Raw genomic sequence first — 18,751 nt, 5'->3', positions numbered from 1 at the left:
TTCTTAACTTTCATTCTGCTCAGGAATTATGGGACTTTGAGCTTACTTCCTGTTGCACTTAGTTTGACAATTCACTATTTTCCGATTGCCTCTGGAAAAGGAGAAATGCACCATGAAAACCCTGATGCTCGGCAACGAAGCCGTGGCCCGTGGCCTCTATGAGGCGGGCTGCGCCGTTGTCTCCAGCTACCCAGGCACCCCCAGCACCGAGATTACCGAGGCGGTGGCCAAGTTCCCCGAGGTGTACGCCGAATGGGCCCCCAATGAGAAGGTGGCCATGGAGACCGCCTTCGGCGCCAGTCTGGCGGGCAAGCGGTCCTTCTGCGGTATGAAGCATGTGGGACTCAACGTAGCCGCCGATCCTCTGTTCACTATCGCCTATACCGGCGTCAACGCCGGCATGGTCATCGCCGTGGCCGACGACGCCGGCATGCACTCCTCCCAGAACGAGCAGGACTCCCGCCACTACGCCCGCTCGGCCAAGCTGCCCATGCTGGAGCCCGCAGACTCCGCCGAGGCTCTTGCCTTCACCAAGGCGGCCTATGAGCTGTCCGAGCGGTTTGACACCCCGGTGCTGCTCAAGATGTGTACCCGTGTGTCCCACTCCCAGAGCGTGGTGGAGACCGGGGAGCGAGTGGAGCCCCCCGCCCGGCCCTACGAGAAAAACGCCGCCAAATACATTATGATGCCCGGCTACGCCAAGCTGCGCCATCCGGTGGTGGAGCAGCGCACCCAGGCTCTGGCAAATTGGGCGGAGACCTGCGATTTGAACCGGGTGGAACCCGGCAGAGACCCTTCCATGGGCATTCTCACTTCCTCCACCAGCTATCAGTATGTGAAGGAAGTGGTGGGAGATCAACATCCCGTCCTCAAGCTGGGCATGGTGTGGCCCCTGCCCTCCAAACTGATCCTGGACTTTGCCGCCGGCGTGGACAAGCTGGTGGTGGTGGAGGAGCTGGACGGTTTCCTGGAGACCTGGTGCCGTGAGCTGGGCCTGGAGGTGGAGGGCAAGACCTCCTTCTCCCTCATCGACGAGCTGAGTCAGAACAAGGTGGCCGCCAAGCTGGGTACCGCCCCTGAGGCGGGCAAGGCCCTGGAGACCAACATTCCCAACCGTCCCCCCGTCATGTGCGCCGGCTGCCCCCATCGTGGCCTGTTCTATACCCTGAACAAGATGAAGCTCACCGTGCTGGGCGACATCGGCTGCTATACCCTGGGTGCGGTGGCTCCCCTGTCCGCCATCGACTCCACCATCTGCATGGGTGCCTCGGTGTCCGGTATCCACGGCTTTTTGAAGGCCTCCGGCGGCCAGATGGACGGCAAGACGGTGGCGGTCATCGGCGACTCCACCTTCATGCACTCGGGCATCACCGGCCTGGTCAACATCGCCTACAACGAGTCCAACGCCACTGTTATTATCCTGGATAACTCCATCACCGGCATGACCGGCCATCAGCAGAACCCCACCACCGGCTTCAACCTGAAGGGAGACCCCTGCACCAAGATCGACCTGGAGTCCCTGTGCAAGGCGGTGGGTATCCGCCGTGTGCGGGTGGTGGACCCCTACGACCTGAGCCAGTGCGAGGCCGTTATCAAGGAAGAGCTGGCCGCCCCCGAGGCCTCCGTAGTTATCTCCCGCCGTCCCTGTGCCCTGCTGAAATATGTCAAGCACAAGGCGCCCCTGACGGTGGACACCGCCAAGTGCGTGGGCTGCAAGGCCTGCATGAAGATCGGCTGCCCCGCCATCTCGGTGGTCGGCGGCAAGGCCGGGGTGGACGCCACCTTGTGCGTGGGCTGCGGCGTGTGCCAGCAGCTGTGTAAGTTTGACGCCCTCCAGACGGGTGAGGAGGTGTGAACATGGATACGAAAAACATTATGATCGTAGGCGTAGGCGGCCAGGGTTCCCTGCTGGCCAGCAAGCTGCTGGGCCGTCTGCTGCTGGATCAGGGCTATGACGTGAAGGTATCCGAGGTTCACGGCATGAGCCAGCGGGGCGGCAGCGTGGTCACCTACGTCCGCTTCGGCGACAAGGTATACTCCCCCATCATTGACCAGGGGGAGGCCGATTTCATCATCTCCTTTGAGTTGCTGGAGGCCGCCCGCTACACCGCCTTCCTCAAACCCGGCGGCCGGATTATCACCAACACCCAGCAGATCAACCCCATGCCGGTTATTACCGGCGCCGCCGCCTACCCGGAGGATCTGGTGGGCCAGATGAATAAGGCCGGTCTGCTGGTGGACGCCATCGACGCCCTGGCCCTGGCCGAGGAGGCCGGTTCCTCCAAGGCGGTAAACCTGGTACTCATGGGCCGCCTCTCCCGGTACTTCGACCTGCCGGAGGAGGCCTGGCAGCAGGCCCTGACCCGCAGCGTACCGGAGAAATTCCTGGAACTTAACCGCAAAGCCTTCCACCTGGGCAGAAATTCCTGAACCACGAGGAGAGAGAGAAGCATGGAGCGTTACTACCAAAAAGACATTGAGTGCGCCAGCCGGGAGCAGATCCGCGCCTGGCAGGATGAGCGTCTGGTCAAGCAGGTGCGCAATGTATGGGACAACGTGCCCTACTACCGCAAGAAGATGGAGGACAAGGGCCTGACCCCCGAGGACATCAAGGGTGTGGACGACCTGCACAAGCTGCCCTTCGTCACCAAGGCCGACCTGCGGGAGGCCTATCCCTACGGCCTGGTGGCCCGTCCCTTAAAGGACTGCGTGCGCATCCAGTCCACCTCCGGTACCACCGGCAAGCGGGTGGTGGCCTTCTACACCCAGCACGACATCGACCTGTGGGAGGACTGCTGTGCCCGGGCCATCATGGCCGCCGGCGGCACCAACGAGGATGTGTGTCAGGTGAGCTACGGCTACGGCCTGTTCACCGGCGGCCCCGGTCTCAACGGCGGCTCCCATAAGGTGGGCTGCCTCACCATCCCCACCTCCTCGGGCAACACCGAGCGGCAGATCATGTTCATCCGGGACCTGAACGCCACCATCCTGTGCTGCACCCCCTCCTACGCCGCCTACCTGGCCGAGAGCATGAAGGAGATGGGCCTCACCCCCGACCAGATCCCCCTGAAGGCGGGCATCTTCGGCGCCGAGGCCTGGAGCCAGGAAATGCGCCGGAACATTGAGGAGACTCTGGGCATCAAGGCCTACGACATCTATGGTCTCACCGAGCTGTCCGGTCCCGGCGTGGCCTTCGAGTGTTCCGCCCAGAGCGGCATGCACATCAACGAGGACCACTTCATTGCCGAGATCATTGACCCGGAGACCGGGGAGGTCCTCCCCGAGGGGTCCAAGGGTGAGCTGGTATTTACCTCCATCACCAAGGAGGCTTTCCCCCTGCTGCGCTATCGTACTCGGGATATCTGCATTCTCAAGCACGAGGACTGCTCCTGCGGCCGCACCCACATCAAGATGAGCAAGCCCATGGGCCGCAGCGACGATATGCTCATCATCAAGGGCGTCAACGTGTTCCCGTCACAGATCGAGACGGTACTCATGGGCCAGAGCTTCGCCCCCAACTATCAGATCATCGTGGATCGGGTGAACAACACCGACACCATGGAGGTTTTGGTGGAGATGACTCCGGAGATGTTCTCCGACCAGCTGAGCCAGGTGGCCGAGAAGGAGAAGCAGGTGGTGGCTGCCCTCAAGGCCATGCTGGGTATCTACGCCAAGGTGCGTCTGGTGGCTCCCAAGTCCATTCAGCGCAGCGAGGGCAAGGCGGTCCGCGTCATCGACAAGCGGAAGATCTAAGAGAGGAGCAAGGTTATGACCATCCAACAGATTTCTGTCTTTCTGGAAAACCGGGCGGGACAGCTGGCGGAGATCACCGCCATCCTGGCCGACAAGCAAATCAACATGCGGGCCCTCCACATTGCCGAGACCAGCGACTACGGCGTACTGCGCATGATCGTGGATCAGCCCCAGCAGGCGGCCGCCCTCCTGCTGGAGCATGGCTTCATTGTCTCCATGACTCCTGTGGTGGCGGTGGTGGTACCCGACGAGCCGGGCGGCCTGGGCCGCATTCTTTCCCTGCTGGCCAAGGAGTCCGTCGATGTGGAGTATGTCTACTCGGTCTTTGGTCAGGTGAACGGCCAGGCCTGCATGATCTTCCGTGTGGCCGACGCCGTGGGGCTGGCCAATCTGCTCCAGGCCAATGGAATGCCCCCCGCCCGGGGCGAGGCGCTGGGCGTCCACTAATTCAGAAATGAGGTTGAACCGTTATGCAGCCGTTGAGTAAAAAGACCCAGTATTTTACCGACTCCGTGATCCGCCGGATGACTCGTATCTCTCTGGCCTGCGGCGCCATCAATCTGGCCCAGGGCTTCCCCGACTTCGATCCGCCCAAGGCCATGCTGGACCGGCTGGCCCAGGTAGCTTACGAAGGCCCCCACCAATATCCTATCACAATGGGCGCCCCCAATTTTCGCCGGGCCCTGGCCAAAAAGTGCGGCCGTTTTATGGGCCGTACCCTGGACCCGGACACGGAGATGGTGGTGACCATCGGCTCCACCGAGGCTATGGTGGACACCATCTTCGCCCTCACCAACCCCGGGGATAAGATCATTCTCTTCTCCCCCTATTTTGAGAACTACCACGCCCAGGCCCTCTTTGCCGACTGTGAGCCCATCTATGTGCCTCTGGTACCCCCCGCCTTCGGCTTCGATCCCAACGTGCTGGAGGATGCCTTCAAGCAACACCCCAAGGCCATCCTCATCTGCAACCCCTCCAACCCCAGCGGCAAGGTGTTCACCGAGGAGGAGCTGCAGCTCATTGCAGACCTGTGTATCAAGTATGACGTGTACGCCATTATGGACGAGGTGTACGAACACATCGTCTACGCCCCCCACAAGCATACCTATATGAACTCTATCCCCGGCATGTGGGAGCGCACCGTGTCCTGCTCCTCCCTGTCCAAGACCTACTCCATCACCGGCTGGCGGCTGGGCTACGCCATCGCTCCCAAGCACCTGATGGACAAGATCAAGCAATACCACGACTTCAACGCCGTAGGTGCCGCCTCTCCCCTGATGGAAGCAGCCATCGTGGGCCTGGAGATGCCCGACAGCTACTATGAGGAGTTCGGCGCCCACTACGCCCACATGAAGCAGCTGTTCACCGACGGGCTGCGGAATATCGGCATTCCCTTTACCGATCCCCAGGGCACCTACTTCGTGCTGGCCGACATTGCCCCCTATCTGAAAAAGGGCCAGACCGACGTGGAATTCTGCGAGGAGATGGCCCAAAAGGTGGGCGTATCCGCCGTACCCGGCACCTCCTTCTTCATGGAGGACGTACGCAACATCGTCCGCCTCCACTTTGCCAAGAAGGACGAGACGCTGCTGGAGGCCCTGGACCGCCTGTCCCACATCAAGGAGAAAATGGCCTGAGCCGGGAGGGATCCATGCGCATCATCATCTCACCAGCCAAGAAAATGCGGGTGGACACCGACAGCTTTTCCCCCGACAGTCTGCCTACCTTCCTGCCTGAGACCGGGCAGCTGCTGGCGGCTTTGAAGGCGATGGACGGCCCCGCGCTGCAAAAGCTGTGGAAGTGCAACGATTCCATCGCCGCCCTTAACCTGGAGCGGCTGGCCCACATGGACCTGGAGAAGAACCTCACCCCTGCCCTGCTGTCCTATGAGGGCATCCAGTACCAGTACATGGCCCCCGGCGTCTTCGAGCGGGAGCAGCTGGACTATGTGAAGGAACATCTGCGCATCCTCTCCGGTTTTTACGGGCTGCTGCGCCCCTTCGACGGGGTAACCCCCTACCGGCTGGAGATGGCCGCTCCCCTGAAGGTGGACGGCCACAAGGATCTGTACGCCTTCTGGGGGGATAAGCTGGCAGCGACCCTGGCCGCTGAGACCGATCTGGTGGTCAATCTGGCCTCCAAGGAGTACAGCAAAGCGGTCTCCCCCCACCTGTCCCCCGCCGTTTCCTTCCTCACCTGCACCTTTGGCGAGGAGAAGGACGGCAAGGTGGTGGAAAAGGGCACCATGTGCAAGATGGCCCGGGGAGAGATGGTCCGCTGGATGGCGGAGCATAACGTCCAACAGGCGGAAGAGCTGAAAGCCTTCCACCGGCTGGGCTACGCCTTCTCCCCCGCCCATTCCGATCATCAACACTATGTTTTCCTAAAGGAGGAACCCTGATATGCTGGAAGTGGGAACCCTGGCCCCCGACTTCACCCTTCCCGATAAGGAGGGCAATCCCGTCACCCTGTCCCAGTTTAGAGGCAAGCGGGTGGTGGTCTATTTCTACCCCCGGGACAACACCCCCGGCTGCACCCGGCAGGCCTGCGGCTACGCCGCCGCCTACGACGAATTCCAGGCCCTGGATACGGTGGTCATCGGCATCAGCAAGGACTCGGTAGCCTCCCACCAGAAGTTCGCCCAGAAGCATGAGCTGCCTTTCATTCTCCTCTCCGACCCGGAGCTGACCGCCATTCAGGCCTACGGCGTGTGGCAGGAGAAGAAGAACTACGGCAAGGTGTCCATGGGGGTGGTCCGCTCCACCTTCGTTATCAGTCCCGACGGCGTCATAGAAAAGGTGATGCCCAAGGTGAAGCCGGACACCAACGCCGCCGATATCCTGGCCTATTTGCGTGGATAAAAAAGCGCCCTCCATTGGAGGGCGCTTTTTTAATCAGCAATTATGGCTCTTCCTTCTGTGGGACGGCATCTCCACTCCAGCTCCTGCATGGCTGAGTACCGGCAGCAGCACAACCGCTACCACGATCCCCGTCAATCCCTGCACCACATTGAAGGGTACGCCTGCCAGTACTGCGGCGGCAGCGGCAATCAGGCTGCTGCCTGCCAGGGCCATCATTCCCACTTCATAGAGGAAATAACCGGCGACCATCACCGCTTCTGCCGGAATGCCGCACAAAATCACACGCAACGGCGGGGCGATGTGTTCCCGGCTCAGGCAAAGGCGATACAGGCTCCCGCCCACCAGCGCCGTCAGCGCCTTGATGGCAAAGGTCCCCGGCGCCCATGCCGTAAAGCCGCCGAACAGGTCGGCCAGCATTGACCCGATTCCGGCCGCCGCCGCGCCCAGTCCCGGCCCCAGCAGGATGCCGCAGAGCAGCACCATGCTGTCACCCAGATGGATGTACCCCAGGGTCGGGGTGGGAATCCGGATCACCATGGTAGCCGCGGTGGTCAGCGCCGCAAGCAGCGCCGCCATGACCATACGTCTGGTTGTTTAATTCACCATACCGGAACGCCTTCCTTCTTTTTTCTTGTGGCTCCAGTATAGTTTTAATCTGATCTTTTTAAAAGCGTCAATTTTATTCTATTTTATAAGGTCAGATTTATAAAATAAAAGCGCCCGCCGACATTGCCGGCGGGCGCTGATTCCATAACTTATACCCGGGTCCAGGTGGTCCCTTCCTTACTGTCCTTGATCTCCACGCCCATCTCCTTGAGCTGATCCCGGATGGCGTCGGCGGTGGCCCAGTCCTTGGCCTTTTTGGCCTCCAGCCGCTTGGCAATGAGGGCCTCGATCTCCTCGGCCCCCTCCACCGGGGCAGCGGCCTTTTCCCGCTGGGCGGCGGCCTTTTTCAGCAGATCCAGACCCAGCACCTGGTCGAAGCTATCGATGAGGGCCCGTTTGGTAGCGTCGCTGGTGTCGGCCTTGAGTACATCGTACAGGGCGGTGACGCCCAGGGAGGTGTTCAGGTCGTTGCCCACCGCCTCGATGAAGGCGGCCTTGTATTTGGCTGCGGCCTCCTCGTCCACCGGGGCGGGGTCGTCGGACAGAGCGGCCACCCGTGCCACCAGCTTGTCGTAGGCCACCTTGGCGTTGTCCAGGTTCTCCCAGGAGAACACCAAGCTCTTGCGGTAATGGGACTGGAGGCAGAAGAAGCGGTAGACCAGGGGATCGTACCCCTTCTCCTCCAACAGGGAGACGGTGAGGAACTCGCCCTTGGACTTGCTCATCTTGCCGTCGTTGGTGTTCAGGTGATGGACGTGCATCCAGTATTTGCACCAGGGATGGCCCAGATAGGCCTCCGACTGGGCGATCTCGTTGGTGTGGTGGGGGAAGGCGTTGTCAATGCCGCCGCAGTGGATGTCCAGATACTCCCCGGCGTACTTCATGGAAATGCAGGAACACTCGATGTGCCAGCCGGGATAGCCCACGCCCCAGGGGGAGTCCCATTTCAGGGCCTGGTCCTCAAACTTGGACTTGGTGAACCACAGCACGAAGTCGTTCTTGTTGCGCTTGTTCAGATCCTCCTCCACGCCTTCCCGGACGCCTACCGCCAGGTCCTCCTCGTCGTGGTCGTTGAACACATAGTATTTCTCCAGCTTGGAGGTGTCGAAATATACGTTGCCCCCGGCCACATAGGCGTAGCCGGTGTCCAGCAGCTTGGTAATGACCTTGATATAGTCGTCGATCATGCCGGTGGCGGGCTGCACCACATCGGGGTACTTGATGTTCAGCTTCTTGCAGTCGGCAAAGAAGGCGTCGGTATAGAACTGGGCGATCTCCATGACGCTCTTGTGTTCCCGCTTGGCGCCCTTCACCATCTTGTCCTCGCCGGTGTCGGCGTCGGAGGCCAGATGGCCCACGTCGGTGATGTTCATGATCCGCTTCACGTCGTAGCCGTCGTAGCGGAGGAACTTCTCCAGCACGTCCTCCATCAGGTAGCTGCGCAGGTTGCCGATGTGGGCGAAATGGTACACCGTGGGGCCGCAGGTGTACATGGTCACCTTGCCCGGCTCATGGGGGATAAAGCCTTCTTTCTTGTGGCTTGCGGAATTATACAGTTTCATGGCAATTCGCTCCTTATTGATTTTGGCTTCTGGCCTGTTCATCCATCAGCTTTTCCAGCCACTCCAGCCGGGAGCTGATGGCCTGCAATTCTTTCTGTACCGGGTCGGTAACGTGGATCTGATCCACGGAGGAAGCGTAGTCCACCTTCTCCCCGGCGATGCGCACCACCCTGGCTGGTACGCCCACAGCGGTGGCGTTGGGCGGGATCTCGCTGAGTACCACCGCGTTGGCGGCAATGCGGGAATTGTCCCCCACCTTGAAGGGGCCCAGTACCTTGGCGCCCGCAGACACCATTACATTGTTGCCCAGAGTGGGGTGCCGCTTGCCCTGATCCTTACCGGTACCGCCCAGGGTGACCCCGTGGTAGATCAGGCAGTCGTCCCCGATCTCGGCGGTCTCGCCGATGACGATGCCCATACCGTGGTCGATGACGAACCGGCGACCGATTTTGGCCCCGGGGTGGATCTCAATACCAGTCCAGTGCCGGCTCCACTGGCTGACGAACCGGGCCAGGAATTTCAGGTGGTGCCGGTAGAGGAAGTGGGCAAACCTATGGTAAATAATGGCGTGTACGCCGGGATAGAGCAAAAAGATCTCCAGGCGGCTGCGGGCCGCCGGGTCCCGGGCCTGATAGGCCCGCAGGGTCTCGCCAAGTCGGGTCAGGGAAAACACCTCCAAAGAAAAACGCCTCTTACGCATACGCATAAGAGGCGACAAGATCGCGGTTCCACTCTCATTTCTCACTCAAAGGCCGATGACGGGGCCAGCCGGGGGGCGTCCACATCCCCCGCGCTCCCGGACGCACATTCTCCAGTTACCCCCTGGGACCGCTCTCAGCCGGTGACGTTCCCTCTCTGGCGGGTACTCGCTGGATACTATTTCCGTTCCTCGCGCTATTCCATTACCGTAGTATACTACCACGTTTCCCATTTGGTGTCAAGTCAACGAACACCCGTGTCATACTTGGCACAGAAGGAAGCCACGTCGTCAAAGTCCCGCAGTCGCTCCTGCAACTCCTCATGGCTCCAGTCCCACCACTGGATGCGCAGAAGGGCGGCAATGGTGTCCTCACCGTACCGCCAGCCGATGTGGCGGGCGGGCACGCCCCCCACGATCTCATAGGGGGCCACGTCGTGGGTGACCACGGCCCCCGCTCCCACCACTGCGCCGTGGCCCAGGGTGACCCCCGCCATGATAACGGCGTTGTGGCCGATCCACACGTCATTGCCCGTGGTGACACGGTGGTTGTCCCGCCGCCATTGAAGTATAACTTTCATCGTCGGGGCCGAAGCCGTAGTGGGCGCAGCGATAGGTGAAATGGTGAGCCGCCGCCCGGGTCTTGGCCGGGTGCTGTACCGGGTTGATGCGTACTCCGGTGGCGATGGAGTTGAACTTGCCAATGTGGGAGTAAATCACATCGTTGGACCCGAAGAGGTAGGTGTAATCCCCCACATGGGTCTCCTCCACGATGCAGTGGTCCCCCAACTCCACATAGCGGCCGAAGGTGCAGTTTTTCACCACGCAAGTTGGATGGATCAGCGGCCGATTCTCCTCCAACGTCTTGTTGAAGTCCAGCATTATAGCTTACTCCAGTCAATGACATCCTTATTTTTTACAAAATACTCGATGCCGGAATAAATGGTGGTAGCCAAAATAAGGGCCACACACACCACATCCAGGGTGAGGTTATGGAACACCAGCATCAGGCAGATGCACACCATGGTGGAGGCGGTCTTGATCTTGCCCGACCAGGCAGCGGCGATGACTCTCCCCCGCTCTACAGCGATGAGCCGCAGGCCGGTGACGGCAAACTCACGCACCACCACAATGAGCAGAGCCCAGGCGGGGAACCGGTTTACCTCCACGAACCACAGCAGGGCGGCCATAACCAGCATCTTGTCCGCCAAGGGGTCCATGAACTTGCCGAAGTCGGTGATCATGTTGTAGTGGCGAGCGATATAGCCGTCCACAAAATCAGTGACGCTGGCCAGGATGAACACAGCCAGGGCATAGTACATATGGAAAGGGAACTGAAGGTAGAGTACCACCAGGAAAATGGGGATGAGCAGTACCCGAAGCAAGGTCAGCTTATTGGCGGTATTCAAAACACGTCACTCCTCTATTTCCCCGGTCAGGTCACCATCGCTGGTGCCGGTGATCCGTACATTGACAAAACTGCCCGCAGGTACCAGACCCGCCGCGGTGAAAAACACTTTCCCGTCCACGTCGGGGGAATCGGCATAGGACCGGCCCGCATAGCAGCCCATCTCCGGGTCAAAGCCCTCGCACAGCACCTCCAGGGTCTCCCCCAGGCGGCTCTCGTTCCAGGCGTCCATCACCCGGCTTTGCAGCTCCACCAGCAGCTCCACCCGTCGCTTGGCGATGTCCGGGTCCACCTGGTCAGGCATAACGGCTGCGGGCGTCCCCTCCTCGGGAGAGAACTGGAAAATACCCGCTCGCTCGATGCCGCTCTCCCGCAGGAAATCGCACAGCTCCTCAAACTCCTCCTCGGTCTCGCCGGGCAGGCCGCAGATGAGGGAGGTGCGCAGCACCAGGCCGGGCAGCCGCTCTCTCAGCTTTTGGAGCAGGGCGATGATCTCCGCCTTGGTGGAGCGGCGGTTCATGGCCTTGAGAATACGGTCATTGATATGCTGAAGGGGTATGTCGATATACTTGAGGATCTTGTGTTCCCGGGCAATGACGTCAATGAGGGCATCGTCCAGCTCGTCGGGGTACAGATAGTGGAGGCGTACCCAGTGGAAGGGCAGCTTGCACAGCTCGGTGAGCAATTCCGGCAGCATCCGCTTATGGTAGAGGTCGGTACCGTACCGGGTGATATCCTGAGCGATGACGATCAGCTCCTGCACCCCATCGTCGGCCAGCTTTTTGGCCTCGGAGAGCAGAGACTCCATCGTGCGGCTGCGGTACCGGCCCCGGAGGGAGGGGATGACGCAGTAGGCACACCGGTTATCGCACCCCTCGGCGATCTTGAGAAAGGCGGTATAAGAGGGTGTGGAAACCATCCGCGCCCCGTCCTCGATGGTGTGGTCGATATCCCCGAAGTAGGTGGGGATATCCCCCTCCATCATGGCGTCGATGGCAGGCACGATGTCGGTATAGCTGCCGGTGCCCAGGATGCCGTCGATCTCAGGCAGCTCCTCCAGAATCTCGTCCCGGTAACGCTGGGTCAGGCAGCCGGCTACCAGCAGCTTGCCCAGCTTGCCCTGCTCTTTTAGGGCGGCTAGCTCCAGAATGTTCTGGATGGCTTCGCTCTTGGCGGAGTCAATAAAGCCGCAGGTGTTGAGTACCGCCACATCGGCTCCCTCGGGGTCGCCGGTGACGGTATGGCCGGCGGCCTTCACCAGGGCCATCATCTGCTCGGTATTCACCAGGTTCTTGGCACAGCCAAGGGATACAAATGCAATCTTCAAGAGACTGTCTCCTTACACGATGGTATATCTGCCCTCCCGGCGGGGGGGCATTTTGGGCTGCTGGTCGGGATAGCCCAGGGTGATGGCCGCCACAAACTCCCCCTTGTCAGGGGCAAACCGCTGCTGGAAGGCCGGCCCGAAGCCCATCCGCTGGGGGGCGGACAGCCAGCAGGAGCCGATTCCCTTGTCCCAGGCGGCCAGCAGCACGTTTTCAATGGCGGCAGACACGCTCTGCATGGCGCCGTCCCGGTCGGGATAGTCCGGCTTGAGGAAAAACACCAGCACACACACCGGGGCTCCGCCCAGGGTGGAGAGGAACTTGTTGGTGATGCCCACCTGCTCCGGGTTGCGGGCAAACCGCTGCTCCAGTACCGGGGTGAACTTCTCCACCACGCCGCCCATGATAGCCTTGACCTCCTCCAGGGCGTCAGGGCTCTGGACGGCCACAAAGTACCAGTGCTGCAGGTTGATGGCGGACGGGGCAACCAGTCCGGCCTCCAAAATCTCCTTCAGAACGTCCTCAGGGATGGGATCGGACTTATAGCGGCGGATGCTGCGGCGCGTGGTCAGGGCTTCCCGGGTATCCATTACAATTCCTCCTCCAGTGCCCCGCCGTACCGGCGCAGGCCGTCCTTAATGTCCTCCCACCGGAATCCCCGGCGGGCCAGGGCGTTGGCCGCCCGTTGATAGCTCTTGGGGTCGGTGAGATCCGCCCCACGGAGTTTTTTCTGTAAAAAGGCGTCGATGGCGTCGTCTGGGGCCTCCAGATTCTCCAACGCGCCGTCCCAGTAGTCCCGGGGCACGCCCCGGCGGTACAGCTCCTCCCTGATGCGGGCAGGCCCCCAGCCCTTGGCGGCATAGTGGTCGGCTACTGTGCGGGCATAGGCCTGGTCGTCGAGGTAGCCCAACTCCTCCAGCCGGTCGGCCGCCGCTTCGGCGCTCTCCCGGTCGGCAATGGGCTCCTTGTCCCTATTCCGTGGACGGGCAGTCAGCTTGTCCACCAACTCCTTCCGGGACAGGGGCCGGGCAGAGAGCAGATCCAAAGCCTTATCCCGCACTGCGGCGGCTTTGGCCGCCCGCTCCACCGCCGCCAGCTGCTCCTGGCTCAGTTCCAGCCCGGAACACAACCCGAAGGCGACGATCTCATTTTCGGTGATACGCAGGATGGTCCCATCCTCCAGGTGGCACAGCCAGCGGCCCTGAACCCGCTCCGAGGGGGAGAGCTTACTGATCCGCATCCTCGAAGTCCTCGGCGGACACATCCACGGCCCGGCCCGCGGCACGGGCGGCGGCACGGGCCTGGCTGCTCATCAGCTTGTAGGCGTTCTTACGGATGTCGGCCTCCAGCTTGTCGCACACTTCCGGATTGTCCTTCAGATACTGCTTGGCGGCGTCGCGGCCCTGGCCCAGCCGGGTCTCCCCCATCGCGAACCAGGAACCGGACTTCTGCACCAGATCCAGCTTGGCGGCCAGATCCAGGATCTCGCCCACCTTGGAGATGCCTTCGCCGTACATGATGTCGAACTCCGCCTCCTTGAAGGGAGGCGACACCTTGTTCTTGACCACCTTGGCCCGGGTGCGGTTGCCGATGATCTCCGAGCCATTCTTCAAGGATTCCACCCGCCGCACGTCAATGCGGACGGAGGCGTAGAACTTCAAGGCCCGGCCGCCGGTGGTGACCTCCGGATTGCCGTACATAACACCCACCTTTTCCCGCAGCTGGTTGATGAAGATGACCACGCAGTTGGTCTTGGCAATGGAGCCGGCCAGTTTGCGCAGGGCCTGACTCATCAGCCGGGCCAGCAGGCCCACATGGGAGTCGCCCATGTCGCCCTCGATCTCGGCCCGGGGAGTCAGAGCGGCTACCGAGTCCACCACCACCACGTCGATGGCGCCGGAGCGGACCAGAGCCTCGCAGATCTCCAGGCCCTGCTCACCGGTGTCGGGCTGGGAGATGAGCATGGAGTCGATGTCCACCCCCAGGGCACGGGCATAGTAGGGGTCCAGGGCGTGTTCGGCGTCGATAAAGGCGACCTCCCCGCCCCGCTTCTGTGCCTCGGCCACGATGTGGAGGGCCAGGGTGGTCTTACCGGAGGACTCAGGCCCGTAGATCTCCACAATACGTCCCTTGGGTACGCCCCCGATGCCTAACGCCAGATCCAGGGACAAGGACCCGGTGGGGATGGCCTCCACCACGATGTCGGCGTTATCGCCCAGACGCATGATGGAACCTTTGCCGTAGGTCTTTTCGATCTGGGCCATGGCGGTCTCCAGAGCCTTTTTCTTATCAGAGGCGGGAGCGGCGCTCTCCACCACGGATTTCTTCTTCTCTGCCATCTATCCTCATCCTTTCATGATACCTTCCACGACACGCCAGATGCCCTGGGTGTCCTGGCTGGACTGCACATCGGAAAAGCCATGTTCCGCCATCAGGCGCTCCACATCGGCAGCCTGTCCCACGCCCACTTCAAAAAGCAGGGACCCTCCCAGGCGCAGGGCGGAACCCCACTGGCTGACAACGGCCCGGTAAAAGTCCAGCCCGTCCTCCCCGCCGTCCAGAGCGGAGCGAGGCTCATAATCCCGGACGGAGCGATCCAGCCCGGCAATGTCCCCGGTGGGGATATAGGGCGGGTTGCAGGCGATGACGTCAAAATCCCAGAGGGCTGCCTCCGGCGGCGCCAGCGCGTCGGCCTGGACGCAGGTCACCCTGGCGTTCAGGTCGCACCGGCGTATGTTCTGCTTGCAGGTTTTGAGGGCCGCCTGGCTGAGGTCGGCCAGCACCACCCGGCAGCCGGGTACGTTGGAGGCCACCGCCAGGCCCACGCAGCCGCTGCCGGCGCACAGGTCCAGCACCCTGGCCCCTTCTCCGGCGGCCCGTGCCAGCAAAATGGCCCGCTCGGCCAGCACCTCGGTGTCCATGCGGGGGATCAGCACATCCCGGTTCACCGTCAGGGTAAGGCCGTAGAACTCCCACTCTCCAATGAGATAGGCCACCGGCTCCCCGGCCAGCCGCCGCTCCACCAGCTGCCGGAGCTTCTCCTCCACCGGGTCGGAGGCGTAGAGGGCCATGTCCCGGTAGTATTGCTCCCGGCTCTTCCCGGCGGCGGCGCACACCAGTTCCCGGGCCTCCAGCTGGGCGCCCTCCACGCCGGCCTCCCGCAGGCGGCGGCGCGCGTCCAGGTAGAGGTTGTTGTAGGTGGTTGCCATGCGTAACCACTCCTCGTCTCTCTTCTTTCTCTCTCAAAGCCCCTGCATGGGTGCTACCATCTGTCTTTGCCCTGCTCCTGGGGCAGTACCAGGGTGAAGGCCCGGATACCCACCTCGATCATACTGTCGTCCGGCTCGAAGGTGGTCCAGTTTTGCAGCCACATACCGGGCGCGGACATAAAGCGGGTGAACCAGTTGTCGTACCGGCCCACCAAGCGATTGAATTCATAGGTCAGGCTGACGATCACCGGCAGCAGCAGCAGATGCAGGCCCATCCGCAGGAAGGTGTTGGTCACCTCTACAAAGGAAAACACCACGCTGGAGAGCAGAATGCTTACCACGATGACCACAAAGAGGAAGCTGGTACCGCAGCGGGGATGATGCCGGGGCTGCTTGCGGACGTTCTCCACCGTCAGAGGCAGGCCGTGTTCATAGCAGAAGATGGTCTTGTGTTCCGCCCCGTGGTACTGAAAGACCCGGTGGATGTCCTTCATGTGGGAACACAGTACCAGATAACCCACAAAAATCACAATACGGACCACACCCTCCAGCAGGTTGCGCAGCCACATGGCCAGCGGTGTGAAGTGGCCCAGCAGGCCCACCAGCGCGGTGGGCAGCAGGATAAAGAGGGCCACCGAAAAGAAAATACCCAGTACCACCGCCAGCGTGACCAGGGCAGAGGCCGCCTTCTCGCTGCCCAGATGCTTGTCCAGCCACTGCTCAAATTTGGAGGGTTCCTCCGGCTCATCCTCGTCCTCCGGCATAAAAGACGCCGAGTACATCAGCGCCTTGACGCCGTTGGCCATAGAGGAGCAAAAATTGAACACGCCCCGAATGAAGGGCAACCCCAACGCCGGGTGCTTATCTTTGATCAGCACCCGCTCCTCCACCTGCTCGGCCAGTTCCCCGTCCGGCTTGCGGACCACCACGGCTTTCTTCTCCGGCCCCAGCATCATGATGCCTTCGATGAGGGCCTGGCCGCCGATCATGGTCTTATACGGCGTATCGCAGGAACGTTTCGTCTGTTTCGACATGCGTTCTAAGTTCTCCTTGCTTTTGTGATTGATATCTTGTATATTGTACCAGACCCGCACCCCAATTGCAAGGGGTGCGGGTCTCTTTTTTCAAACAAATGTTCTATTTCCCTGACATTGCCTCATTGGGCCTGGATGGGCAGGCGGACGGTAACGATGCAGCCGCCGCCCTCGGCGTTGCCGATCTCCAGTACGCCCTCATGGCGGCTGACGATCTCATCGCACACCGCCAGGCCGATACCGGAGCCTCTGGCCTTGGAGGAACCCTTGTAGAACTTGTATTTGACGTGGGGCAGTTCCTCCTCCGGGATACCAGGCCCGTAGTCCCGGATGGTGATGACCACCATATCCTCCTCCCGGCGGATGGCGGTGTCGATCCGCTTGCCCGAACCGCCGTGCTTGGCGGCGTTGTCCAACAGGTTGCAGAACACCTGCCGCAGCCGCTCGGGATCGCCTTCGATGGGAGGGAACTCCTCATCACAATCGAAGTGGTTGAGTTCGATGCCCTCCCGGCGGAAGAACTCCCGGTAGGTGTATACCGCGTCCTCCAGCTCCGCCTTGATGTCCATAGGCTCCACCGACAGGGTGAACCGGCCGTCCTGGATACGGGAGAATTCCAGCAGTTCCTCCACCATGTTGGTGAGACGCCGGGCCTCGGAGACGATGATCCCCATGCCCTTCTTCACATCGGCGCCGTCCCGCACCTCCCCGTGCATGATGGTCTCCGCCCAGCCGTTGATGGCGGTCAGCGGGGTGCGCAGTTCATGAGACACGGAGGAGATGAACTCGTTCTTCATCTTCTCGCTCTGGTTGATCTTCAGAGACATATCATTGATGGCGTCGGTGAGATCGCCGATCTCGTCGTCATACTGCTTTTCGATCTGTACGCCGTAAGAACCGGCAGCGATCCGCTTGGCGGTATCGGTGATACCTGCCACCGGTTCCACGATGGAGCGAACGAAATACAGATTGGAGAAGTAGACGAACGCCAGAATGGCAAGTCCGATGCCCAGGGAGATGGCCACCACGATCACGATCTGCCAGTCCACGTTCCGCAGGGAGGTAACGTAGCGCATGGCCCCCACTACCTCTCCGTTGATGATGAGGGGACTGGACGCCGCCATAATATGTTCTCCGGTGCTGGGATCGGAGCCGGTCCACACCTCGGTCTTGCCCTGGCTGAGTGCCTTGGAAATATCCGGGGTGCCCGGGGAGCGAAAGGCCGTCAGATCTGAACTGGAATATCGGATCTGGCCGCTGGCATCCAGAAACTCCACCTCCAGCCGGTCGCTGGACTGGTCTCCGCCCACCAGCGTGCGGGCATATTCATAATAGGAATCCCCTGTACGATAGTAGTTGAAGCTGCGCACCGCGCTCTCCGCCTTTTGGGACAGGGACTCGCTGAGGGTGGAGTAATAATAGCTGCCCATAGCGGCGGAGAAGGCCGTCACCGCCAGCAGCACGATAAACAGCACAACGCTGATGGAGTTGACCATCCACCGTTTTCGAATGCCGCGGATGCCTTTGATTTTTTTCATAGTATCGTTGTTTCACCACCTGGGTTTGATCAAAATGCCGCTTCGGCTGGTCGCTTGGCGTTGTCAGAAGCCCCACTTGTAGCCGTAGCCCCACACCGTCGTTATGAAGGTGGGATTGGTGGGATCGTCCTCAATTTTGATGCGCAGGCGACGGATATTCACATCCACGATCTTCAACTCGCCAAAGTAGTCCCGGCCCCAAACCGAATCCAGGATCTCCTCCCGGGACAGTGCCTTGCCGGGGTTATCCATAAAGAGCTTCATAATGGAATACTCCACCTGAGTCAGCTTGACCCGCTGGCCGTTCTTCTCCAGCGTCCGGTTGCGGGTATTGAGCAGGAAGGGCGGCTGGCTGATCTCGCCGGTGTCCACCGCCTCGACACCGCCGGTACGGCGGTATAGCGCGTCAATGCGGGCCGTCAGCTCGGCAGGAGAAAATGGCTTTGTCACATAGTCGTCCGCGCCGGTCATCAGGCCGGTGACCTTGTCCATCTCCTGGGTGCGGGCGGTGAGCATGATGATTCCGATGTTATTGTCCCCTGCCCGAATGCGGCGGCACACCTCAAAGCCGTCCATGTCGGGCAGCATGATGTCCAGCAGCGCCACTTTGATGTCCGGATTGCGTTTGAGCTGGGCCAGGGCTTCCTCGCCGGTCTCAGCCTCGATCGCCTCATAGCCCGCCCGCTTCAGGTTGATGACCACAAAGCTGCGGATGTTGGCCTCGTCTTCCAGTACGAGTACCTTCTTCATCCCGTTCC

21 protein-coding genes are annotated in these 18,751 nt (G+C 61.1%); 7 read left to right on the top strand and 14 right to left on the bottom strand.

Annotated elements, in window-relative coordinates; translation table 11 throughout:
- Positions 1-112: 112 nt before the first annotated feature.
- From iorA to bcp, 7 genes are read left to right on the top strand one after another with little or no spacing between them, the layout of a single operon-like run.
- Positions 113-1,855 (top strand): indolepyruvate ferredoxin oxidoreductase subunit alpha, encoded by a 1,743-nt coding sequence (iorA, locus tag Q0K43_RS03715; protein WP_297289226.1) that lies wholly within the window; start codon positions 113-115, stop codon positions 1,853-1,855.
- Positions 1,856-1,857: 2 nt separating this feature from the next.
- Positions 1,858-2,430 (top strand): indolepyruvate oxidoreductase subunit beta, encoded by a 573-nt coding sequence (locus tag Q0K43_RS03710; RefSeq protein ID WP_297289225.1) that lies wholly within the window; start codon positions 1,858-1,860, stop codon positions 2,428-2,430.
- 21 nt (positions 2,431-2,451) lie between these two features.
- Positions 2,452-3,753 carry a phenylacetate--CoA ligase family protein gene (locus tag Q0K43_RS03705; RefSeq protein WP_297289224.1) on the top strand — a complete coding sequence of 434 codons (1,302 nt, stop codon included), beginning with the start codon at positions 2,452-2,454 and terminating at the stop codon, positions 3,751-3,753.
- Positions 3,754-3,768: 15 nt separating this feature from the next.
- Positions 3,769-4,200, top strand: coding sequence for an ACT domain-containing protein (locus tag Q0K43_RS03700; RefSeq protein ID WP_297289223.1), 432 nt, complete (start codon positions 3,769-3,771; stop codon positions 4,198-4,200).
- A gap of 23 nt (positions 4,201-4,223) precedes the next feature.
- Positions 4,224-5,390: a pyridoxal phosphate-dependent aminotransferase gene (locus Q0K43_RS03695; RefSeq protein WP_297289222.1), complete on the top strand. Its 1,167-nt coding sequence runs from the start codon at positions 4,224-4,226 to the stop codon at positions 5,388-5,390.
- A gap of 14 nt (positions 5,391-5,404) precedes the next feature.
- The gene (yaaA, locus tag Q0K43_RS03690; protein WP_297289221.1) at positions 5,405-6,154 is read left to right on the top strand and encodes a peroxide stress protein YaaA; all 750 of its coding nucleotides are present in this window, start codon (positions 5,405-5,407) and stop codon (positions 6,152-6,154) included.
- A 1-nt stretch (position 6,155) separates the two neighbouring features.
- A complete protein-coding gene (gene bcp / locus Q0K43_RS03685; RefSeq protein WP_297289220.1) occupies positions 6,156-6,614 on the top strand; it encodes a thioredoxin-dependent thiol peroxidase in 459 nt (152 codons plus the stop codon).
- Positions 6,615-6,647: 33 nt separating this feature from the next.
- Here bcp and Q0K43_RS03680 read toward each other — a convergent pair whose 3' ends face one another.
- The 14 genes from Q0K43_RS03680 to Q0K43_RS03620 all read right to left on the bottom strand — a co-directional run bounded on the left by Q0K43_RS03680 (position 6,648) and on the right by Q0K43_RS03620 (position 18,743).
- On the bottom strand, positions 6,648-7,196 hold the full coding sequence (locus Q0K43_RS03680; protein WP_297289219.1) for an ECF transporter S component: 549 nt from the start codon (positions 7,194-7,196) through the stop codon (positions 6,648-6,650).
- Between the two features lie 173 nt (positions 7,197-7,369).
- On the bottom strand, positions 7,370-8,782 hold the full coding sequence (gene cysS / locus Q0K43_RS03675) for a cysteine--tRNA ligase (RefSeq protein WP_297289218.1): 1,413 nt from the start codon (positions 8,780-8,782) through the stop codon (positions 7,370-7,372).
- Positions 8,783-8,795: 13 nt separating this feature from the next.
- Positions 8,796-9,482: a serine O-acetyltransferase EpsC gene (epsC, locus tag Q0K43_RS03670; protein ID WP_297289217.1), complete on the bottom strand. Its 687-nt coding sequence runs from the start codon at positions 9,480-9,482 to the stop codon at positions 8,796-8,798.
- Between the two features lie 242 nt (positions 9,483-9,724).
- Positions 9,725-10,003: a DapH/DapD/GlmU-related protein gene (locus tag Q0K43_RS11710; protein ID WP_366086130.1), complete on the bottom strand. Its 279-nt coding sequence runs from the start codon at positions 10,001-10,003 to the stop codon at positions 9,725-9,727.
- 1 nt (position 10,004) lies between these two features.
- Positions 10,005-10,361, bottom strand: a complete 357-nt coding sequence (locus tag Q0K43_RS11705) for a hypothetical protein (RefSeq protein ID WP_366086129.1) — start codon at positions 10,359-10,361, stop codon at positions 10,005-10,007.
- Positions 10,361-10,888: a CDP-diacylglycerol--glycerol-3-phosphate 3-phosphatidyltransferase gene (gene pgsA / locus Q0K43_RS03660; RefSeq protein ID WP_297289216.1), complete on the bottom strand. Its 528-nt coding sequence runs from the start codon at positions 10,886-10,888 to the stop codon at positions 10,361-10,363. The genes Q0K43_RS11705 and pgsA overlap by 1 nt, the downstream gene beginning before the upstream one ends.
- Positions 10,889-10,894: 6 nt before the next feature.
- On the bottom strand, positions 10,895-12,214 hold the full coding sequence (gene rimO / locus Q0K43_RS03655) for a 30S ribosomal protein S12 methylthiotransferase RimO (protein WP_297289215.1): 1,320 nt from the start codon (positions 12,212-12,214) through the stop codon (positions 10,895-10,897).
- A gap of 12 nt (positions 12,215-12,226) precedes the next feature.
- Complete coding sequence (locus Q0K43_RS03650) at positions 12,227-12,802, bottom strand: nitroreductase family protein (RefSeq protein ID WP_297289214.1); 576 nt, start codon at positions 12,800-12,802, stop codon at positions 12,227-12,229.
- Complete coding sequence (locus Q0K43_RS03645; RefSeq protein ID WP_297289213.1) at positions 12,802-13,452, bottom strand: regulatory protein RecX; 651 nt, start codon at positions 13,450-13,452, stop codon at positions 12,802-12,804. Before Q0K43_RS03645 ends, Q0K43_RS03650 begins: the two co-directional genes overlap by 1 nt.
- Positions 13,439-14,551: a recombinase RecA gene (gene recA, locus Q0K43_RS03640; protein WP_297289212.1), complete on the bottom strand. Its 1,113-nt coding sequence runs from the start codon at positions 14,549-14,551 to the stop codon at positions 13,439-13,441. Before recA ends, Q0K43_RS03645 begins: the two co-directional genes overlap by 14 nt.
- 6 nt (positions 14,552-14,557) lie before the next feature.
- Positions 14,558-15,421 (bottom strand): peptide chain release factor N(5)-glutamine methyltransferase, encoded by an 864-nt coding sequence (gene prmC, locus Q0K43_RS03635; protein ID WP_297289211.1) that lies wholly within the window; start codon positions 15,419-15,421, stop codon positions 14,558-14,560.
- 53 nt (positions 15,422-15,474) lie between these two features.
- Positions 15,475-16,455 carry a DUF1385 domain-containing protein gene (locus Q0K43_RS03630; protein ID WP_297289210.1) on the bottom strand — a complete coding sequence of 327 codons (981 nt, stop codon included), beginning with the start codon at positions 16,453-16,455 and terminating at the stop codon, positions 15,475-15,477.
- Between the two features lie 122 nt (positions 16,456-16,577).
- A complete protein-coding gene (locus Q0K43_RS03625; protein ID WP_297289209.1) occupies positions 16,578-17,993 on the bottom strand; it encodes a sensor histidine kinase in 1,416 nt (471 codons plus the stop codon).
- A gap of 63 nt (positions 17,994-18,056) precedes the next feature.
- Positions 18,057-18,743, bottom strand: a complete 687-nt coding sequence (locus Q0K43_RS03620) for a response regulator transcription factor (RefSeq protein WP_297289208.1) — start codon at positions 18,741-18,743, stop codon at positions 18,057-18,059.
- Between the last annotated feature and the right edge of the window lie 8 nt (positions 18,744-18,751).

Origin of the sequence: uncultured Flavonifractor sp., assembly GCF_944383115.1 — a bacterium.
Classification (GTDB): Bacteria; Bacillota; Clostridia; order Oscillospirales; family Oscillospiraceae; genus Flavonifractor.
The sequence above is the reverse complement of the archived record's forward strand: the minus strand, read 5'-3'. Positions and strand labels throughout refer to the sequence as shown.